General features: G+C 61.5%; 15 protein-coding genes. 3 read left to right on the forward strand and 12 right to left on the reverse strand.

The window, feature by feature from the left end; translation table 11 throughout:
• Positions 1–11 precede the first annotated feature (11 nt).
• Positions 12–1,481, reverse strand: coding sequence for a cobyric acid synthase (locus ASD64_RS04570; protein ID WP_056101315.1), 1,470 nt, complete (start codon positions 1,479–1,481; stop codon positions 12–14).
• A gap of 201 nt (positions 1,482–1,682) precedes the next feature.
• On the opposite strand from ASD64_RS04570, the gene ASD64_RS04575 reads away from it, so the two are divergent.
• Together ASD64_RS04575 and mmsB are read left to right on the forward strand one after the other, a co-directional pair.
• The gene (locus tag ASD64_RS04575; RefSeq protein ID WP_056101318.1) at positions 1,683–2,861 is read left to right on the forward strand and encodes an isobutyryl-CoA dehydrogenase; all 1,179 of its coding nucleotides are present in this window, start codon (positions 1,683–1,685) and stop codon (positions 2,859–2,861) included.
• A 70-nt stretch (positions 2,862–2,931) separates the two neighbouring features.
• Positions 2,932–3,810 carry a 3-hydroxyisobutyrate dehydrogenase gene (mmsB, locus tag ASD64_RS04580; protein ID WP_056101320.1) on the forward strand — a complete coding sequence of 293 codons (879 nt, stop codon included), beginning with the start codon at positions 2,932–2,934 and terminating at the stop codon, positions 3,808–3,810.
• A gap of 15 nt (positions 3,811–3,825) precedes the next feature.
• Here mmsB and glpK read toward each other — a convergent pair whose 3' ends face one another.
• The 9 genes from glpK to ASD64_RS04625 form a co-directional block, all read right to left on the reverse strand.
• Entirely contained in the window at positions 3,826–5,316 is a 1,491-nt protein-coding gene (gene glpK, locus ASD64_RS04585) for a glycerol kinase GlpK (protein WP_056101323.1), read from the reverse strand.
• A 79-nt stretch (positions 5,317–5,395) separates the two neighbouring features.
• Positions 5,396–6,925, reverse strand: a complete 1,530-nt coding sequence (glpD, locus tag ASD64_RS04590; RefSeq protein ID WP_056101324.1) for a glycerol-3-phosphate dehydrogenase — start codon at positions 6,923–6,925, stop codon at positions 5,396–5,398.
• Positions 6,926–7,047: 122 nt separating this feature from the next.
• A complete protein-coding gene (locus ASD64_RS04595) occupies positions 7,048–7,818 on the reverse strand; it encodes a DeoR/GlpR family DNA-binding transcription regulator (RefSeq protein WP_056101327.1) in 771 nt (256 codons plus the stop codon).
• Between the two features lie 118 nt (positions 7,819–7,936).
• On the reverse strand, positions 7,937–9,349 hold the full coding sequence (locus ASD64_RS04600; protein ID WP_056101329.1) for a pyridoxal phosphate-dependent decarboxylase family protein: 1,413 nt from the start codon (positions 9,347–9,349) through the stop codon (positions 7,937–7,939).
• Positions 9,350–9,372: 23 nt separating this feature from the next.
• A complete protein-coding gene (locus ASD64_RS04605) occupies positions 9,373–10,104 on the reverse strand; it encodes a proteasome-type protease (RefSeq protein ID WP_056101332.1) in 732 nt (243 codons plus the stop codon).
• A 135-nt stretch (positions 10,105–10,239) separates the two neighbouring features.
• Positions 10,240–11,034 carry a transglutaminase family protein gene (locus ASD64_RS04610; protein WP_056101335.1) on the reverse strand — a complete coding sequence of 265 codons (795 nt, stop codon included), beginning with the start codon at positions 11,032–11,034 and terminating at the stop codon, positions 10,240–10,242.
• A gap of 9 nt (positions 11,035–11,043) precedes the next feature.
• Complete coding sequence (locus tag ASD64_RS04615; RefSeq protein ID WP_056101339.1) at positions 11,044–11,985, reverse strand: alpha-E domain-containing protein; 942 nt, start codon at positions 11,983–11,985, stop codon at positions 11,044–11,046.
• Between the two features lie 21 nt (positions 11,986–12,006).
• On the reverse strand, positions 12,007–13,419 hold the full coding sequence (locus ASD64_RS04620; RefSeq protein WP_056101341.1) for a circularly permuted type 2 ATP-grasp protein: 1,413 nt from the start codon (positions 13,417–13,419) through the stop codon (positions 12,007–12,009).
• Positions 13,420–13,588: 169 nt separating this feature from the next.
• Complete coding sequence (locus tag ASD64_RS04625) at positions 13,589–13,825, reverse strand: Lrp/AsnC ligand binding domain-containing protein (protein WP_056101344.1); 237 nt, start codon at positions 13,823–13,825, stop codon at positions 13,589–13,591.
• A gap of 158 nt (positions 13,826–13,983) precedes the next feature.
• On the opposite strand from ASD64_RS04625, the gene ASD64_RS04630 reads away from it, so the two are divergent.
• The gene (locus ASD64_RS04630) at positions 13,984–14,403 is read left to right on the forward strand and encodes a DUF4864 domain-containing protein (RefSeq protein WP_056101347.1); all 420 of its coding nucleotides are present in this window, start codon (positions 13,984–13,986) and stop codon (positions 14,401–14,403) included.
• Between the two features lie 9 nt (positions 14,404–14,412).
• Here ASD64_RS04630 and tgt read toward each other — a convergent pair whose 3' ends face one another.
• Positions 14,413–15,543 carry a tRNA guanosine(34) transglycosylase Tgt gene (gene tgt, locus ASD64_RS04635; RefSeq protein ID WP_056101356.1) on the reverse strand — a complete coding sequence of 377 codons (1,131 nt, stop codon included), beginning with the start codon at positions 15,541–15,543 and terminating at the stop codon, positions 14,413–14,415.
• Positions 15,540–16,616 carry a tRNA preQ1(34) S-adenosylmethionine ribosyltransferase-isomerase QueA gene (queA, locus tag ASD64_RS04640; protein WP_056101358.1) on the reverse strand — a complete coding sequence of 359 codons (1,077 nt, stop codon included), beginning with the start codon at positions 16,614–16,616 and terminating at the stop codon, positions 15,540–15,542. Before queA ends, tgt begins: the two co-directional genes overlap by 4 nt.

The raw sequence follows: 16,616 nt of genomic DNA on the forward strand, positions 1-16,616 counted from the left end.
TCCGAGAATATTCAGCGCGCCAGCGAAAAGATGGCGTCGCAATCCAGATGCGCTTCAAGCTCGTCGGCAATTTCATCGAGCGCCTTCTCGACCTCTGCACGATAGTCGATGCCGGCACCCCTGACGCCGAGACTTTCGAGGAATCTGGACCGGAACGCATCCGCGCCGAACAAGCCGTGCAGATAGGTGCCGAACACCTTGCCATCGGCCGAGGTCGCGCCATCTTGCGCGCCGTCTATGCTCACAACAGGTCGCCGGCTGTCGGGGCCATAGGTGCGGCCAAGGTGGATTTCATAGCCTTGCAGCGGCAGATCGAAGGCGACCGAGCGCGCGGTTACGTTTCGCACCGTCTTTTCAGGCTCCATCACCGTTTCCACGTCGAGCAGGCCAAGCCCATCGGTTTGCGTGGTGCTGCCTTCGATGCCATCGGGATCGCGCACCGTGCGCCCAAGCATCTGGAAGCCGCCACAGATGCCGACGACATGGCCGCCGCGCTTGCGGTGAGCGGCAAGATCGCGGTCCCAGCCATTGTCGCGAAAGCGAAGAAGATCGCCGATGGTCGATTTGGAGCCGGGTATGACGACCAATCCGGCATCGGCGGGGAGGCTCTTACCCGGCGGAACGAAGACCACCTCGACCTGAGGCTCCGCCTTCAACGGATCCAGGTCGTCGAAGTTGGCGATACGCGACAACATCGGCACCGCGACCTTGAGCGCCCGCTTTTCGCCGGAAGCCAGCCGCTCCAGCACCACCGAGTCTTCCGACGGCAGGCGCGCAGCCGCCCTGAGCCAGGGCACGACGCCGAAGCAGGACCAGCCGGTAAAACGATCGATTGCCGCGATGCCGTCGTCGAACAGGGAAACATCGCCGCGGAACTTGTTGATGAGATAGCCGACGATCATGCGCCGGTCTTCCTCCGGCAGGATCAGGTGCGTGCCGGCGACCGAAGCAATGACCCCGCCCCGGTCAATGTCCCCGACCAGAACGACAGGAACGTCGGCGCGTGTGGCAAAGCCCATATTGGCGATGTCGCGGTCGCGCAGGTTGATCTCGGCCGGCGAACCGGCACCTTCGACGATGACCAGATCGGCGCCCTCGCCGACCTTGGCCCACGAGTCCAGCACGGCGTCCATCAACTGCCCCTTGAGGGTCTGATAGTCGCGAGCGCGCGCCTGGCCGAACACCTTGCCCTGCACGACGACCTGTGCGCCGACATCGCTTTGCGGCTTGAGCAGCACGGGATTCATGTGCACCGACGGTTCGGCACCGCAGGCTATGGCTTGCAGCCATTGGGCACGGCCGATCTCGCCCCCGCCGGCCTCGCCCGGCAGATCGGCCACGGCAGCGTTGTTCGACATGTTCTGCGGCTTGAACGGCCTGACCTTCAAGCCACGTTTCTTCGCCACACGGCAGAGGCCGGCAACCAGCACCGTCTTGCCGACATCGGAGCCGGTGCCCTGCAGCATGATCGCCCTGGCCATCCGTCAGGCTCCGGCAAAGCCGGGAGCGGCATGTGCATTCGGCTGTCGGTTATTGTTTTTTGTCGGCACGCGATTTCCCGTACATGATTTTTCGCACAGCCGCTCCGCTTAAGGTCGGGTTTGCGCGGTGGCATCATTGGTCTAGATTGAACGCCACGCATAGCCAAAAACGACAGGCTAAGACAACCACGGGAGGGCGCCATGGATAGCGTTGTTTCAACGATGGGCGGCCAGTTCGAACTCAACGAGGACCAGCGCGCCATTCAGGAAATGGCTGAGGCGTTCGCCAACGACCGCGTCGCGCCCAACGCGCTCGACTGGGACAAGAACAGGCATTTTCCGTCCGATGTGATCCGCGAAACCGGGCCGCTTGGCCTGGGCGGCATCTATGTGCGCGACGATGTCGGCGGTTCGGCGCTCGGGCGGCTCGATGCCGTGCTGATCTTCGAGGCGCTGGCGAAGGCTTGCCCGGCCTTCTCCTCCTTCATTTCCATCCACAACATGGCCGCCTCGATGATCGACCGTTTCGGCAACGAGGAGCAGCGCCAGCGTCTTTTGCCGAAGCTGACCTCGATGGAATGGCTGGCAAGCTATTGCTTGACCGAGCCGGGATCGGGTTCGGATGCGGCAGCGCTCAAGACGCGCGCCGCCCGTTCCGGCGGCAACGGGTCCGACTACGTGCTGAACGGCACCAAGCAGTTCATTTCCGGCGCGGGCGATTCCGATGTCTACGTCGCCATGGTCCGCACCGGGGCGGATGGGCCGAAAGGCATTTCGACCATCGTCGTTCCGAAGGATGCGCCGGGGCTTTCGTTCGGCGCGGTCGAAAACAAGATGGGCTGGCACATGCAATCCACACGGCAAGTGATCTTCGAAGATTGTAAGGTGCCGGCGGAGAACCTGCTTTCGCGGGAAGGCGACGGTTTCGGCATCGCCATGGCCGGGCTGGACGGCGGACGACTCAACATCGCGGCGTGTTCGCTGGGCGGCGCGCAATCGGCGCTGGACAAGGCGCTTGCCTATAGCGCCGAACGCAAGGCCTTCGGCAAGGCGATCAACCAGTTCCAGGCGCTGCAGTTCCGGCTGGCCGACATGGAGACGGAATTGCAGGCGGGCCGCATCTTCCTTTACACCGCCGCTTCCAAGCTGGACGCCAAGGCGCACGACGCTTCGAAATGGTCGGCCATGGCCAAGCGTTTCGTCACCGATACCGGTTTTGCCGTTGCCAACGACGCGCTGCAACTGCTTGGCGGCTACGGCTACCTGCACGACTACGGCATCGAGAAACTGGTGCGCGACCTGCGCGTCCACCAGATACTCGAGGGCACCAACGAGATCATGCGCGTCATCATCGCCAGGCATCTGATCGGAAAGCAGTAGGGCAATTGGGCGATATGCCCGCAGACCCTCTGCCTACCCGTCCACTGCCCCATTCCCACGGAGGACATCAATGACCACCATCGCCTTCATCGGCCTCGGCAACATGGGCAATCCCATGGCCGCCAATCTCGTCAAGGCAGGCCACACCGTGCTGGGTTTCGACCTGATGCCGGAGAACCTGGCGGTGGCGCGCGATCATGGCGTAACCATTATGGCCAATGCGGTGGCGGCGGTGAAGGACGCCGATGTCGTGATCACAATGCTGCCGGCGGGCAAGCATGTGCTGTCGGTTTATGAGGACATCGCGCCCAAGGCCAAGCAAGGCGCGCTGTTCATCGATTCCTCCACCATCGATGTCGAATCGGCCCGCAAGGCGCACGCCGTGGCCAAGAAACACGGCCTTGCCTCGATCGATGCACCGGTATCCGGTGGTACGGGAGGTGCGTCGGCGGGCACGCTGACCTTCATGGCCGGTGGCAGCGACGACGCCTTCACCAAGGCCGAACCGATCCTGAAGCCGATGGCCGGCCGCATCGTCCATTGCGGCGGCGACGGTGCCGGCCAGGCGGCGAAGATCTGCAACAACATGATCCTCGGCATTTCGATGATCGGTGTCGCCGAAGCCTTCGTGCTGGCCGAAAAGCTCGGCCTTTCGCATCAGGCGCTGTTCGACGTGGCCTCGACGTCATCCGGCCAATGCTGGTCGCTGACCTCCTATTGCCCGGTGCCGGGACCGGTGCCTGCCTCGCCCGCCAACCGCGACTACAAGCCGGGCTTTGCGGCGGCGCTGATGCTGAAGGACCTCAAGCTTTCGCAGGAAGCAGCGCAAGGCGCGGGCGCGGTGACGCCGCTGGGAGCAGAGGCGGCGCAACTTTACGCACTGTTCAATGCGCAGGGCGGCGCGGCCAGCGATTTTTCCGGCATCATCAACTTCCTGCGCGGCAAGTGACGTAACTGCCACCGGTTATACGCTGAGCGTGCGGCGGACAGCCTCGCGCCAGCCTTTCAGCTTGGCGGTGCGTGTCGCTTCATCCATTTGCGGGGTGAAGCGCCGGTCAAGCGCCCATGACTTGGCGAATTCCTCGGCCTTCGGCCAGACGCCGGCCTTCGAGCCGGCAAGCCAGGCCGCACCAAGTGCCGTGGTCTCCAGAATGGTCGGCCGGTCGACGGGCGCGTCGAGAATGTCGGCCAGACGCTGCATGGTCCAGTCGGACGCGACCATGCCGCCGTCGACGCGCAATACGGTTCTGGCGGTGCCGCCCTTCCAATCCTTGTGCATGGCATCCAGAAGGTCGCGCGTCTGGAAGGCAACCGATTCCAGCGCGGCGCGGGCGAATTCGGCCGGGCCGGAGTTGCGCGTCAGGCCATAGACTGCGCCGCGCGCCTCGGCATCCCAATGCGGTGCGCCAAGGCCGACGAAGGCCGGGACCAGATAGACAGACTGGGTCGGATCGGCTTCTGCCGCGAGTTTGCCGGTTTCGCTTGCCTTGCCGATGATCTTCAAGCCATCGCGCAGCCATTGCACGGCTGCACCGGCAATGAAGATCGAGCCTTCGAGCGCATAGGTCGTATTGCCGTTCAAACGGTAGGCGATGGTGGTGAGCAGGCGGTTTTTCGAGCGCACCAGATCGCCGCCGGTGTTGAGCAGGGCAAAGCAGCCGGTGCCGTAGGTCGATTTCATCATGCCCGGCTGAAAACAGGCCTGGCCGATGGTGGCAGCCTGCTGGTCACCGGCAACGCCCAGGATCCTTATGCCGGATCCAAGCAGGTTTTCATCTGTTATTCCATAATCATCGGCGCAATCCTTCACCTGCGGCAACACCGCGGCAGGAATGTTCAGAATGCTGAGAAGCTCGGTGTCCCATTCATTTTTCTCGATGTTATAGACAAGCGTGCGGGAGGCATTGGTGGCATCGGTCGCGTGAACCTTGCCGCCAGTGAGCCGCCAGATCAGGAAACTGTCGATGGAGCCGGCGAGCAGTTCGCCCTTCTCGGCCCGCTTGCGGGCACCCTTCACCTTGTCCAGCATCCAGGCGATCTTGGTGCCGGAGAAATAGGGATCGAGCAGAAGGCCGGTCTTCTTGCTGAATTTCGGCTCGAGCCCCTGCTTCTTGAGCTTGGCGCACAGGGGCGCGGTGCGGCGGTCCTGCCAGACGATGGCGTTGTGGATCGGCTTGCCTGTCGCCTTGTCCCAGATGACGACGGTTTCGCGCTGGTTGGTGATGCCGATTGCAGCTACATCGGCGGCGCGGCACTGTGCCTTCTTCAAGGCGGCTTTCACCGTCGAAACGACGCTGCCCCAAATCTCCTCGGGATCATGCTCGACCCAACCGGATGCCGGGTAATGCTGGGTGAATTCCTTCTGGCCGAGGCCGACCACCTTCATTGCGCTGTCGAACAGGATCGCCCGGCTCGAGGTGGTGCCCTGATCGATCGCCAGCACAAAGCCGCTCATTGTGTCCCCCGCCAAAAACCCGATTGCGGCCGATCCTGCCTTGCCGGCACCGAACGGCGCAAGGGGCAGCGGCCCTGCTTTATTCGGCAGCCGCCGCTGGATGCCGGTTGCTCAGGGTTCGCATGAATAAATCTAGCGCCGATGACTGGTCCGACGTAAGGCGCAGGCCTCGCTTGGTTCGGCGCCACAACACGTCCTCGGCGGTGACGGCCCATTCGTTCGCAACCAGATAGCGCACTTCGGCCTCGTAAAGGTCGGCGCCGAAATGTTGGCCGAGTTCGACAATCGATTTGGCCCGGCCAAGCAAGCCATGTGCCCGCGTTCCATAGAGGCGCACGAGACGACGGGCATGGTGGGGATCGAGGAACGGATAGGCGTTGCGCAATTTTGTGACTTCGGCGACAAAGCCGGTCGCTGGAAAATCGCCGCCGGGCAGCGGCGCATTCGCCGTCCAGGGCTTGCCGCGCTTGCCAAGAAAACCCTCGATCTTTTCCAGCATCGCTTCGGAAAGCCGGCGGTAGGTGGTGATCTTGCCACCGAACGCATTGAGGAGCGGCGCTCCCGCCTCGCCTTCCTCGGCTTTCAACACGTAGTCGCGGGTCGCCTCCTGCGCCTTGGAGGCACCATCGTCATAAAGTGGGCGCACCGCCGAATAGGTCCACGCGATATCGGCGCGCGTGACCGGCTCGGCAAAATACTCGCTTGCCGCCGAACACAGATAGTCAATCTCGGCGTCGCTGATCTTCACATCGTGCGGATCGCCCGGATAGTCCTGATCTGTGGTGCCGATCAGGGTAAAATCCTCTTCATAGGGAATGGCGAAGATGATGCGCCCATCCTTGTTCTGGAAGAAGTAAGCGCGCGGATCGTCGAATTTCTTCGGCACGACAATATGGCTGCCTTGGACGAGGCGGACATTGTGGACATCGTTCCGGCCTAACGCTTCCGACAGGACATGGTCGACCCAAGGCCCTGCCGCGTTGACCAGCAAACGGGCCTTGACCTCTTCGCGGGCTCCGGTGCGCCCATCCTCCAGCGTAACCGCCCAGAGTTCGTTTTCGCGATGTGCTGAGACAACCTTGGTGCGCGTGCGGATATCGGCACCCCGATCGGCGGCGTCGCGGGCATTCAAGACGACCAGCCGGGCATCGTTGACCCAACCGTCCGAATATTCGAATGCCTTCGAAAACAACGGCTTCAGCGGCTTTCCTGCCGGGTCGCCACGCATATCCAGCGTCTTCGTCGCCGGCAGCAACTTGCGGCCGCCAAGATGATCGTAGAGAAACAGGCCGAGCCTGAGCAGCCATGCCGGCCGCAAGCCCTCGGCATAGGGCAGCACGAAACGCATCGGCCAGATGATGTGGGGCGCATTGCGCCACAACACCTCGCGCTCCATCAGCGCCTCACGCACCAGCCGGAATTCGTAGAATTCCAGATAGCGCAGGCCGCCGTGAATGAGTTTGGTCGACCCCGAGGACGTGCCGCTGGCGAGGTCGTTCATCTCGGCAAGAAGCACGGAAAAGCCGCGGCCGGCAGCGTCGCGGGCAATGCCACAGCCATTGATGCCGCCGCCGACGACCAGAATGTCATGGATCGGGGTTTCGCCCACGAAGTTCTCCGAGATTTCGTTGCGCGGCTATTTTTCCAATTTCGAAATCAATTCGAGATTATTTCGAAATGATAACGAATGTCAAACGACCTCTCGGGGTAGTTTTCACCGTCCGACCATCCTCAGGCGCGGGCGGTCGTTTCGATCAGTTGAACCTCGGATTCCTCGCAGATGCGGCGTACCGAAGCGATCTCGCAACGGTCGGTGATGAAGGTATTGACCTGGGAGAGATGGCCGATGCGCACCGGCGCTGTCCGCTCGAACTTGGTGCGATCGGACACCAAAATCACATGCCTGGCATTGGCAATGATGGCCTGCGCCACTTTGACTTCGCGGAAATCGAAGTCGAGAAGCGCGCCATCGTGATCGATGGCGGAGGCGCCGATCACCGCGTAGTCGACCTTGAACTGCTTGATGAAATCGACTGCCGCCTCGCCTACGACGCCGCCATCCGAGCCGCGGACGACACCGCCGGCAATGACCACCTCTATGGAAGGATAAACGCGCATCCTGTTGGCAACATTGATGTTGTTGGTGATGACCATGAGGCCGGAATGATCGAGCAGCGCGTTGCTGACCGCCTCTGTCGTGGTGCCGATATTGATGAACAGCGAGGCACTGTCCGGGATCAGGCGCGCGGCGGCCTTGCCGATGGCTTCCTTCTCGTCCGCAGCGATCTTGCGCCGGGCCTCATACTCCATGTTTTCGATGCCTGAGGGGAACAGCGCCCCACCATGGACACGGCTCAGCAGGCGCTGATCGCACAGATCGTTGAGGTCCTTGCGGATGGTCTGGGGGGTGACCGAGAAATGCGCGGCCAGATCATCGACCAGTACCCTGCCCTTGTCCTTGGCCATCTGGATGATTTCGACATGGCGAGGTGGGAGGTACATGGCTCAACCTGTTTTCGTTTTTTCGACCCATAGCGTAAAACGAAAACGATGAACAGGCATGAGGCGTGCAAAAGAACTTGCGGATTGGTCGTGAGCCTATCGAAAATGCGGGCGGACTTCAGGACAGACCGCGGGCGAGTTCGGTGATGACGGTAAAGGCCGTTTCGATATCCTGGGCGGTGGTTTCGAATTGGCCGGCCTGGAAACGGATGGCAAAACGCCCGTCCACCTTCGTTTGCGTCAGGTAAATACGGCCATCGTCGTTGATGGCGTTGAGCAGGCGCAGATTGTGCCCGTCGCCGTCAATGCCGGCGGGAGTGCGATGGCGAAACGAAAACAGGGACAGCATCGGCGCGGTGACGATCTCGAAATCCGGCTCGGCAGCCAATTGGCCGGCCAACCTTTCGCTCCATGAGACGTGATTTCGTATCATCATGCGCAAGGCTTCGAGCCCATGCGCGCGCAACAGGAACCATAGTTTAAGCGCCCGGAAACGGCGTCCGAGCGGCACCGACCATTCGGAATAATTGACGATGCCGTCATGGCCATGGGTCTTGAGGTATTCCGGCTTGATGGCCAACGTTCGCACGTGGCTGTCAGGATCGCCGATGAACTGGATCGAACAGTCGAACTGGGCGCCCAGCCATTTGTGCGGATTGAAGACGATGGAATCCGCGCCCTCCACACCGGCCCAGAAGTGCCGGTACTCCGGACAGATCATGGCCGAGCCGGCCCAAGCGGCATCGACATGGAGGTAGAGGCCGTGACGGCGCGCAATATCTGCAACAGCCGCTATATCGTCTGTTGCGCCGACGCTGGTGCCGCCAACGCAAGCGATGATCCCGGCCGGAAGGAAGCCATTGGCGCGGTCGGCGGCGATTGCCGCTTCAAGGGCAATCACGTCCATCGCCCGCAACGGACCCTTGACCGGGATGCGGACCAGATTCTCCTCGCCTATGCCGGACACCCAGATGGCGCGATCAATCGACGTGTGGACCTGATCCGACGAATAGATGCGCACGGCCTGCTGGCCGGCGAGCCCCTTCTTGTTGCCCTGCCAGGCGAGCGCGCGTTCGCGCATGGTGAGAACGGCGGCCAATGTGGCCGAGGAAGCCGAATCCTGAATGACACCGGAAAAGCCTTGTGGAAGGCCGAGCGCCTGGCGCATCCAGTCGATGATGCGCATTTCAAGTTCCGTCGCCGCCGGCGAGGTCTGCCACAGCATGCACTGGGCAGCCATGGCCGAGACAAGGTATTCGGCCACGACCGAGACGGGAGCGGCATTGGCCGGGAAATAGGCGAAGAAGCGCGGATGCTGCCAATGGGTCATGCCCGGCACGATCGTCGCCTCGAAATCCGCGAATATCTTCTCCATCGGCTCGCCGGCTTCCGGTGGGGAGGCCTCAATGGCGCGGAAGACGTCACCCGGTTCGGTACTCGGCCTCACCGGCCGGTCGCGCAAGGTTTGGCGATAGTCGGCACCCCACTCGGCGGCCCGGATCGACCAGTCGCGGAACTCGTTGCCGTCCATTTGGCTCTCTCCGGTCGGATAAATTACTCAGGATAGTCCGGCAATTGCTGGAAGGCTGCCTTCAGGGCGTCCGACCAGCCTTCCGAGATCGTGCGGTAATAGGGATCGTCTTGGCCGATCCTTTTCCTCAAACCGACCTTGAAGCTGTCTTTCTCATAAAACATCAGATCGAGCGGCAACCCGACGGACAGGTTCGATTTCAACGTCGAATCAAACGAAACCAGCATCAGTTTGACGCTTTCCGCGAAGGTCATGGCCCGGTCATAGGCCCGGATGATGATGGGCTTGCCATACTTGGTCTCGCCGATCTGGAAGAACGGCGTATCGTCGGTCGCCTCGATGAAATTGCCTTCCGGATAGATCATGAACAGGCGCGGCTGCGAACCGCGAATCTGACCGCCGAGAACGAAAGAAGCGTTGAAATAGGCATCCGCCCGTTCGCCTTCCGGCGCCGAACTGGCAATGACTTCCTTGACTGTATCGCCCACCAGACGCGCGGTCTGATACATCGACGGCGTTTCGAGCAAGGTGGCGCGACGATCGGCAACGGCTTTGGTGCGTTCGTCGAGCAGGCTGACAACGGCTTGCGTTGTCGCGAGATTTCCGGCGGTCATCAGCACGATGACGCGGTCGCCCGGCAGTTCCCAGACATGCATCTTGCGATAGGTGGAGATGGAATCCATGCCGGCATTGGTGCGCGTGTCCGACATGAACACGAGCCCGCGGTCGATCTGCAACCCTACGCAATAGGTCATGGATACTCTTCCGACATGATCTTGGCGCGCGCCGCGATCTTTCAGATTCGCTGACGCGCTCCAAGTATTTGTTTTCATGCATGTCGTTATCCCCAAACCGGTTCCCACTTTCGGGCGACATGCATTGGCGCGGAATTACTGCTCTACCGTGATCTGAACCGCAAGCCGTTCTTCGGCCTGTCCCAAGCGGATTCCCGACGCAGGCATGGCATCCCGGTAGTCGCGGCCAACGGCTATGCGCACATAACGCTCATCCGGGGAAATGCCATTCGAAGCGTCGAATCCTACCCAGCCGAGCTTCGGGACATGAACTTCCGCCCAGGCGTGGCTGGCGGTCTGCTGGATGGCGGTGTCCATCATCAAGTAGCCGCTGATGTAGCGGGCCGGCAAACCCATGGCGCGCGCGGCGGCTATGAGTATATGGGTGTGATCCTGGCACACGCCCATGCCGAGCGCCAAGGCGTCTTCGGCGGCCGTTTGCGTGGTGGTGCTGCCGATAGTGTAGCTCACGCACGCACCGACGCTCATCATCAGCCGATGCAGCTTTTCGATATCGCTGCCGTCACCGGCGGAAGCGACCAGGTCGGTGATCCCGCTACCGGCTTTGGTCAGGTGCGTTTCCTGGCAAAACAGCCACAATGGCGCGAACCCGTACTGCATGCCGTAGACACCGGCGGTGTCGCGCGTTTCGACTTCGCCGGCGACCTCGACGACAATGCGGTGCGGATCGCCCTCGACGCTGATCAGGCGCGTGTCGTTTTCGAAGTGATCCTTGAAGCGGACCTCCTCGCGTGCGCCTTCGATGGTCAAGTCCCATGAAAGCACCTTCTGCGTCGGCCCGCTGGACGGCATCAGCCGCAGGCGCTGGAGGGCATAGTGCACCGGCACATCGTAGCTATATTCGGTCCGGTGAGTGATCTTCAGCCGCATCCAGAGACCTCAATGAAACCGGTAGTGCTGGGCGATTTCGTTTCCGAGCCGGGTGTTGTCGCGGATGAAATCGCTCAGGAATTCGTGCAAGCCGGCGTCGAAAATGTCCTTGATGGAGCCCACCTTGAGCAAGGAGCGCGTTGTCAGTGCCGTGTCATGGCAGGCGTGCCGCTCGCCGTAGTCCTCGGAAAGGAGATTGAGATGCTCGGCAATGAAACGGTAGCAGAAAGCCAGCGAACGCGGCATGCGGCCGTTGAGGATCAGATAGTCGGCAATGTTGGACGGCTTGTAGGTCGCGTCATAGTTCCAGCGATAGGAGCGGTGGGCCGACACCGAGCGCAGGATCGATTCCCACTGGTAGTTGTCCAGCGTCGAGCCAACCCAGGAAATCGACGGCAGGAGCACGTAGTATTTGACGTCGAGGATACGCGCGGTGTTGTCGGCGCGTTCGACATAGGTGCCAAGCTGGGAAAAATCGAAGATCTCGTTCCTCAGCATGGTGCCATAGAAAGCGCCACGGATCAGCGCCGTTTCGCGCTTGATCGCGTCGAGCACCGCAGGCAGTTCGCGCTCGTCGATGGGCTTGGCTAGCATGCGCTTCAACGACATCCAGGCCTCGTTGATGCTTTCCCAGGTCTCGCGGGTCAACGCGGTGCGGACCATGCGGGCATTGGTGCGGGCGGTTTCGATCGACGACATGACCGATGATGGATTGGACGTGTCGCGCAACAGGAAATCGGTGACGTTGGCCGCCGTGTAGTCGCTGTATTTGTTGGCGAAAGCCACATCCGAGCCGGAACTGATGATGACGGAGGTCCACTCCTCCGAGGCATCCTGCGTACGCGTCAGCGCCATGCGCAAGCCGGCATCGACGAGACGCGCCATGTTTTCAGCCCGCTCGATGTAGCGGTTCATCCAGTAAAGGCCATTGGCAGTGCGCCCGAGAAGCATCAGATGGTCCTCCCGCCCGGCTCAGTCATCGAGCACCCACGTATCCTTGGTGCCACCGCCTTGCGAGGAATTGACGACCAATGAGCCTTCCTTGAGCGCAACCCGGGTAAGGCCACCGGGAACAAGCTGGATGCGATCGGACACAAGCACATAGGGGCGCAGGTCGACGTGGCGGGGGGCAAGCCCTTTTTCCGTCATGATCGGAACCGTGGAGAGCGCCAGCGTCGGCTGGGCAATGTAGTTCGACGGCTTGGACGACAGCTTGGCGGCGAACGTCTCGCATTCCTTCTTGGAGGCAGCGGGGCCGACCAGCATGCCGTAACCGCCGGAGCCGTGAACTTCCTTGATGACCAGTTCATGGATGTGCTCGAGCACATATTTCAGGCTGTCCGGCTCCGAGCAGCGCCAAGTGGGCACGTTACCGAGGATGGCCTTGCGTCCGGTGTAGAACTCAACGATTTCAGGCATGTAGGAGTAGATCGCCTTGTCGTCGGCAATACCGGTTCCGGGTGCATTGGCAATGGTGATGTTTCCGGCGCGATAGACATCCATGATGCCGGCGACGCCGAGCGTGGAATCGGGATTGAACGTCAGCGGGTCGAGGAACGCATCATCGACGCGGCGGTAAAGCACGTCGATCTGCTTGTAACCTTCGGTGGTGCGCATGGCGACGTGACCGTCGACAACGCGCAAGTCCTGGCCCTCGACCAGTTGCACGCCCATCTGGTCGGCCAGGAAGGCATGTTCGAAATAGGCCGAGTTGTAGCTTCCCGGTGTCAGCACCGCGATGGTGGGCGCATCCTTGGCGCCCTCGGGCTTGACTGCCGCAAGCGACTGGCGCAGCAATTGCGCGTAGTTCTCGACCGGGCGGACCTTGATCTGCTGGAACAACTCCGGAAAGAGCTGCATCATCGTCTCGCGGTTTTCCAGCATGTAGGAAACACCGGATGGCGTGCGGGCATTGTCCTCCAGCACATAGAACTCGTTCTCGCTGGTGCGCACGATGTCTATGCCGATGATGTGGGTGTAGACGCCGGCGGGCGGGCGCACGCCGATCATTTCAGGAAGGAAAGCCTCGTTGCGGGCAATGAGGTCTTTCGGCACCCGTCCGGCACGCAGGATTTCCTGACGATGGTAGATGTCGTCCAGAAAGGCATTCAGCGCCTGCACGCGCTGTTCGATGCCCTGCGTGAGGCGCCGCCATTCCTGGCCGGAGATGATGCGCGGCACAATGTCGAACGGGATCAGCCGTTCAGAAGCTTCCTGCTCGCCATAGACGGCGAAGGTGATACCGGTCTTGCGAAAGACCCGCTCGGCATCCTGCATCTTCTGGGCAAGTCTGGCCGGATCCTGTTCCTTGAGCCAACGATCGTAAGCCGTATATGGCTTCCTGAGCCCGGATACTTCCGGGAGCATTTCATCGAATGCCGCCAATCGCGTCCTCCCCTGTAACGCTATTTGAAATGGCGTCAGGGGAGAAAAGCAAGCGTAATCGCAGGATTGGTGCGTCAGAAGCGATCCGAGCCTCTCGATTGCCCGGATTTGAGGCGGCAAAACAGATTTTCAGGCGGATCCGCCGCCGAAACCGGAGGTGGGTAGAGGGTCAGAACGCCCGGAACGTGACGGTGGTGAAGGTATCCTTGATGCCCGATATGACCTGCACCTTCTGGTTGACGAAGTGGCCGACGTCTTCCTCATCGCCGACATAGAACTTAGCAAGCAGGTCGAACTGCCCTGCCGTGGAGTAGATTTCAGAGGCGATTTCCGCATCGGCCAGTTCGCTGGCGACCTCATAGGCCTTACCGAGGTCGCACTTGATCTGCACAAAAAACGTCTTCATCGTTCGTTCCGTCCGAAACCGCAGGTTGGTTTGGGTCCTTGTCGCAGACTGTCCGGCGCCTTTCAAGCTCAACAACTTTTCGTGCTGCCGTGAAACCTGCCGCAGCCTTCGTTCGTATTGTATGATGATACGATCCAAGATGCTGCGGAGGGCCAGATATGCACCGCATTCTTATCGCGCTGACAGCGGCAGGTCTGACCTTCTCCTCGCCATGCTTTTCCGGAGAAACAGAGATCAAAGCCGTGCAGGACGTCATCGACGGCCAACTCAAGGCTTTCGTCTCCAATGACGGCGCACTCGCCTACAGCTTCGCCGCCCCCAACATAAAGCGGATGTTCCCGACTGCCGATATCTTCATGGATATGGTGAGCAAGGGATATGCTCCGGTGCGGCGGCCGAAGGGCTACGCATTCGGCAAGGTGCAGGAAATAAGCCCGACCTCGATCATCCAGCAGGTGCTCGTCACCGGACCGGACGGCAAGGATTACGAAGCGGTCTATACGCTCGAATTGCAGCCGGACGGCACGTACCGCATTACCGGCTGTAGCTTGAGGGCATCAAATTCTCTGAGTACTTGACCGCAAAACTCAAAGCGTCGGGATGTCGCCCCGCGCCCAGCCTTCGGAAATTTCGGCGGCGCGGGCCTCGAAGGCCTGCGCCCCGATCGCCGCGCGGATATCCTGCATGAGCCGCTGGTAGTAGGCGAGATTGTTCCAGGTGAGCAGCATGGCGCCCAGCGATTCCTGCGAACGCACCAGATGATGCAGGTAGGCGCGAGAGTAGTCGCGGGCGGCGGGGCAATCGCTTTCTTCATCCAGCGGGCGATGGTCGTCGGCGTGGCGAGCGTTGCGCAGGTTGACCTTGCCGCGCCGCGTATAAGCGAGACCGTGCCGCCCTGCCCTGGTCGGCATGACGCAGTCGAACATGTCTATGCCGCGCGACACCGACTTCAGAATATCGTCCGGCGTGCCGACGCCCATCAGGTAACGCGGCTTTTCGGACGGCAGGACCGGACAGGTGATGTCCAGCATCTCCAGCATCACGGCTTGAGGCTCGCCAACGGCAAGACCGCCAACGGCATAGCCTTTCAGGTTCATCGCCTTGAGCGCTTCGGCCGACTTGACTCGCAAAGGCGCACTGTCGCCGCCTTGCACGATGCCGAACATCGCCTTGCCCGGCTGATCGCCGAAGGCTGTCTTGCAGCGTTCGGCCCAGCGCAGCGAAAGCTCCATCGCGCGCTCGATTTCCTTGGACGTCGCCGGCAGCGCCGTGCATTCGTCGAGCTGCATCTGGATATCGGAATCGAGCAGGCCCTGGATTTCGATGGAGCGCTCCGGGGTCATCTCGTAGGGCGCGCCGTCGATGTGCGACCGGAAGGTCACGCCTTTTTCGGTGAGCTTGCGCAGCTTCGAAAGCGACATGACCTGGAAGCCGCCGCTGTCGGTGAGGATCGGGTGCGGCCAGCGGGCAAACTCGTGCAGCCCACCCTGTCGCGCCACGCGCTCCGCTCCCGGGCGCAGCATCAGATGGTAGGTGTTGCCGAGGATAATGTCGGCGCCGACGCCGCGCACCTGATCCATATACATGGCCTTGACGGTGCCGCCAGTGCCGACCGGCATGAAGGCCGGGGTGCGGACGACGCCGCGCGGCATCGACACTTCGCCGCGCCGCGCCTTGCCGTCGGTGGCGAGAAGCTTGAAGGAGAATTCGGCGGTCATGTGCGCTCCCTAAACAGGAGACTGGCGTCGCCATAGGAATAAAAGCGGTAGCCGGTTTCTATGGCATGGTCATAGGCGGCGCGCATCGTTTCCAGCCCCGAAAATGCCGAGACAAGCATGAACAGGGTCGAGCGCGGCAAGTGGAAATTGGTCATCAGAACGTCGACCGCCCGGAAGCGATAGCCGGGGGTGATGAAGATGTCGGTCGGGCCTGACCAAGCCTTGAGCGTGCCATCTTCGCTGGCGGCACTTTCAAGGAGCCGTAGCGAAGTGGTGCCGACCGCGACGATACGGCCTCCACGGGCCCTGGCGGCGTTCAGCGCCGAAGCGGTCGCTTCCGAAACAAGGCCGATTTCTGCGTGCATCTTGTGATCCGACGTATCGTCAGCCTTCACCGGCAGGAAGGTGCCGGCACCGACATGAAGGGTGACGAAGCGGCGCTCGATGCCCTTTGCGTCCAGGGCCGCGAAAAGCTCGGGCGTGAAATGCAAGCCCGCCGTGGGCGCCGCAACCGCACCTTCCTCGCGCGCATAGATGGTCTGGTAGTCACGAATGTCGCGCTCGTCGTCATCGCGTTTCGAAGCGATATAGGGCGGCAAAGGGATATGCCCGACCGCATGCAGCGCCTCGTCGAGGAACGGGCCTGAAACATCGAATCCGAGCAGCACTTCGCCGCCCTCGCGCTTTTCGAGCACGGTGGCATCGAGTTGGCCAAGAAAGCAAGAGTTGCCGTCATGGCCGAAATGGATGCGGTCGCCGGCGGCCACACGCTTGCCCGGGCGCATGAAGGCAAGCCACCGGTCGGGCGAAGTGCGCATATGCAGCGTCGCTTCCACTTGGGCCACGGCGTCGTCGCGCCGGCGCATGCCCTTCAGTTGCGCCGGAATGACCTTGGTGTCGTTGAACACGAGCACATCGCCGGAGTTCAGCAGGTTCGGCAAATCCTGAACCGAAAGGTCGCGCATGCCCTCGCCCGGCTTGACTTCGAGGAGGCGGGCATGATCGCGCGGTTCTGCCGGCCTGAGGGCAACGCGTTCCTCGGGCAATTCGAAATCGAACAGGTCAACGCGCAT

This window comes from Mesorhizobium sp. Root157, assembly GCF_001427385.1.
Lineage (GTDB): Bacteria > Pseudomonadota > Alphaproteobacteria > Rhizobiales > Rhizobiaceae > Mesorhizobium.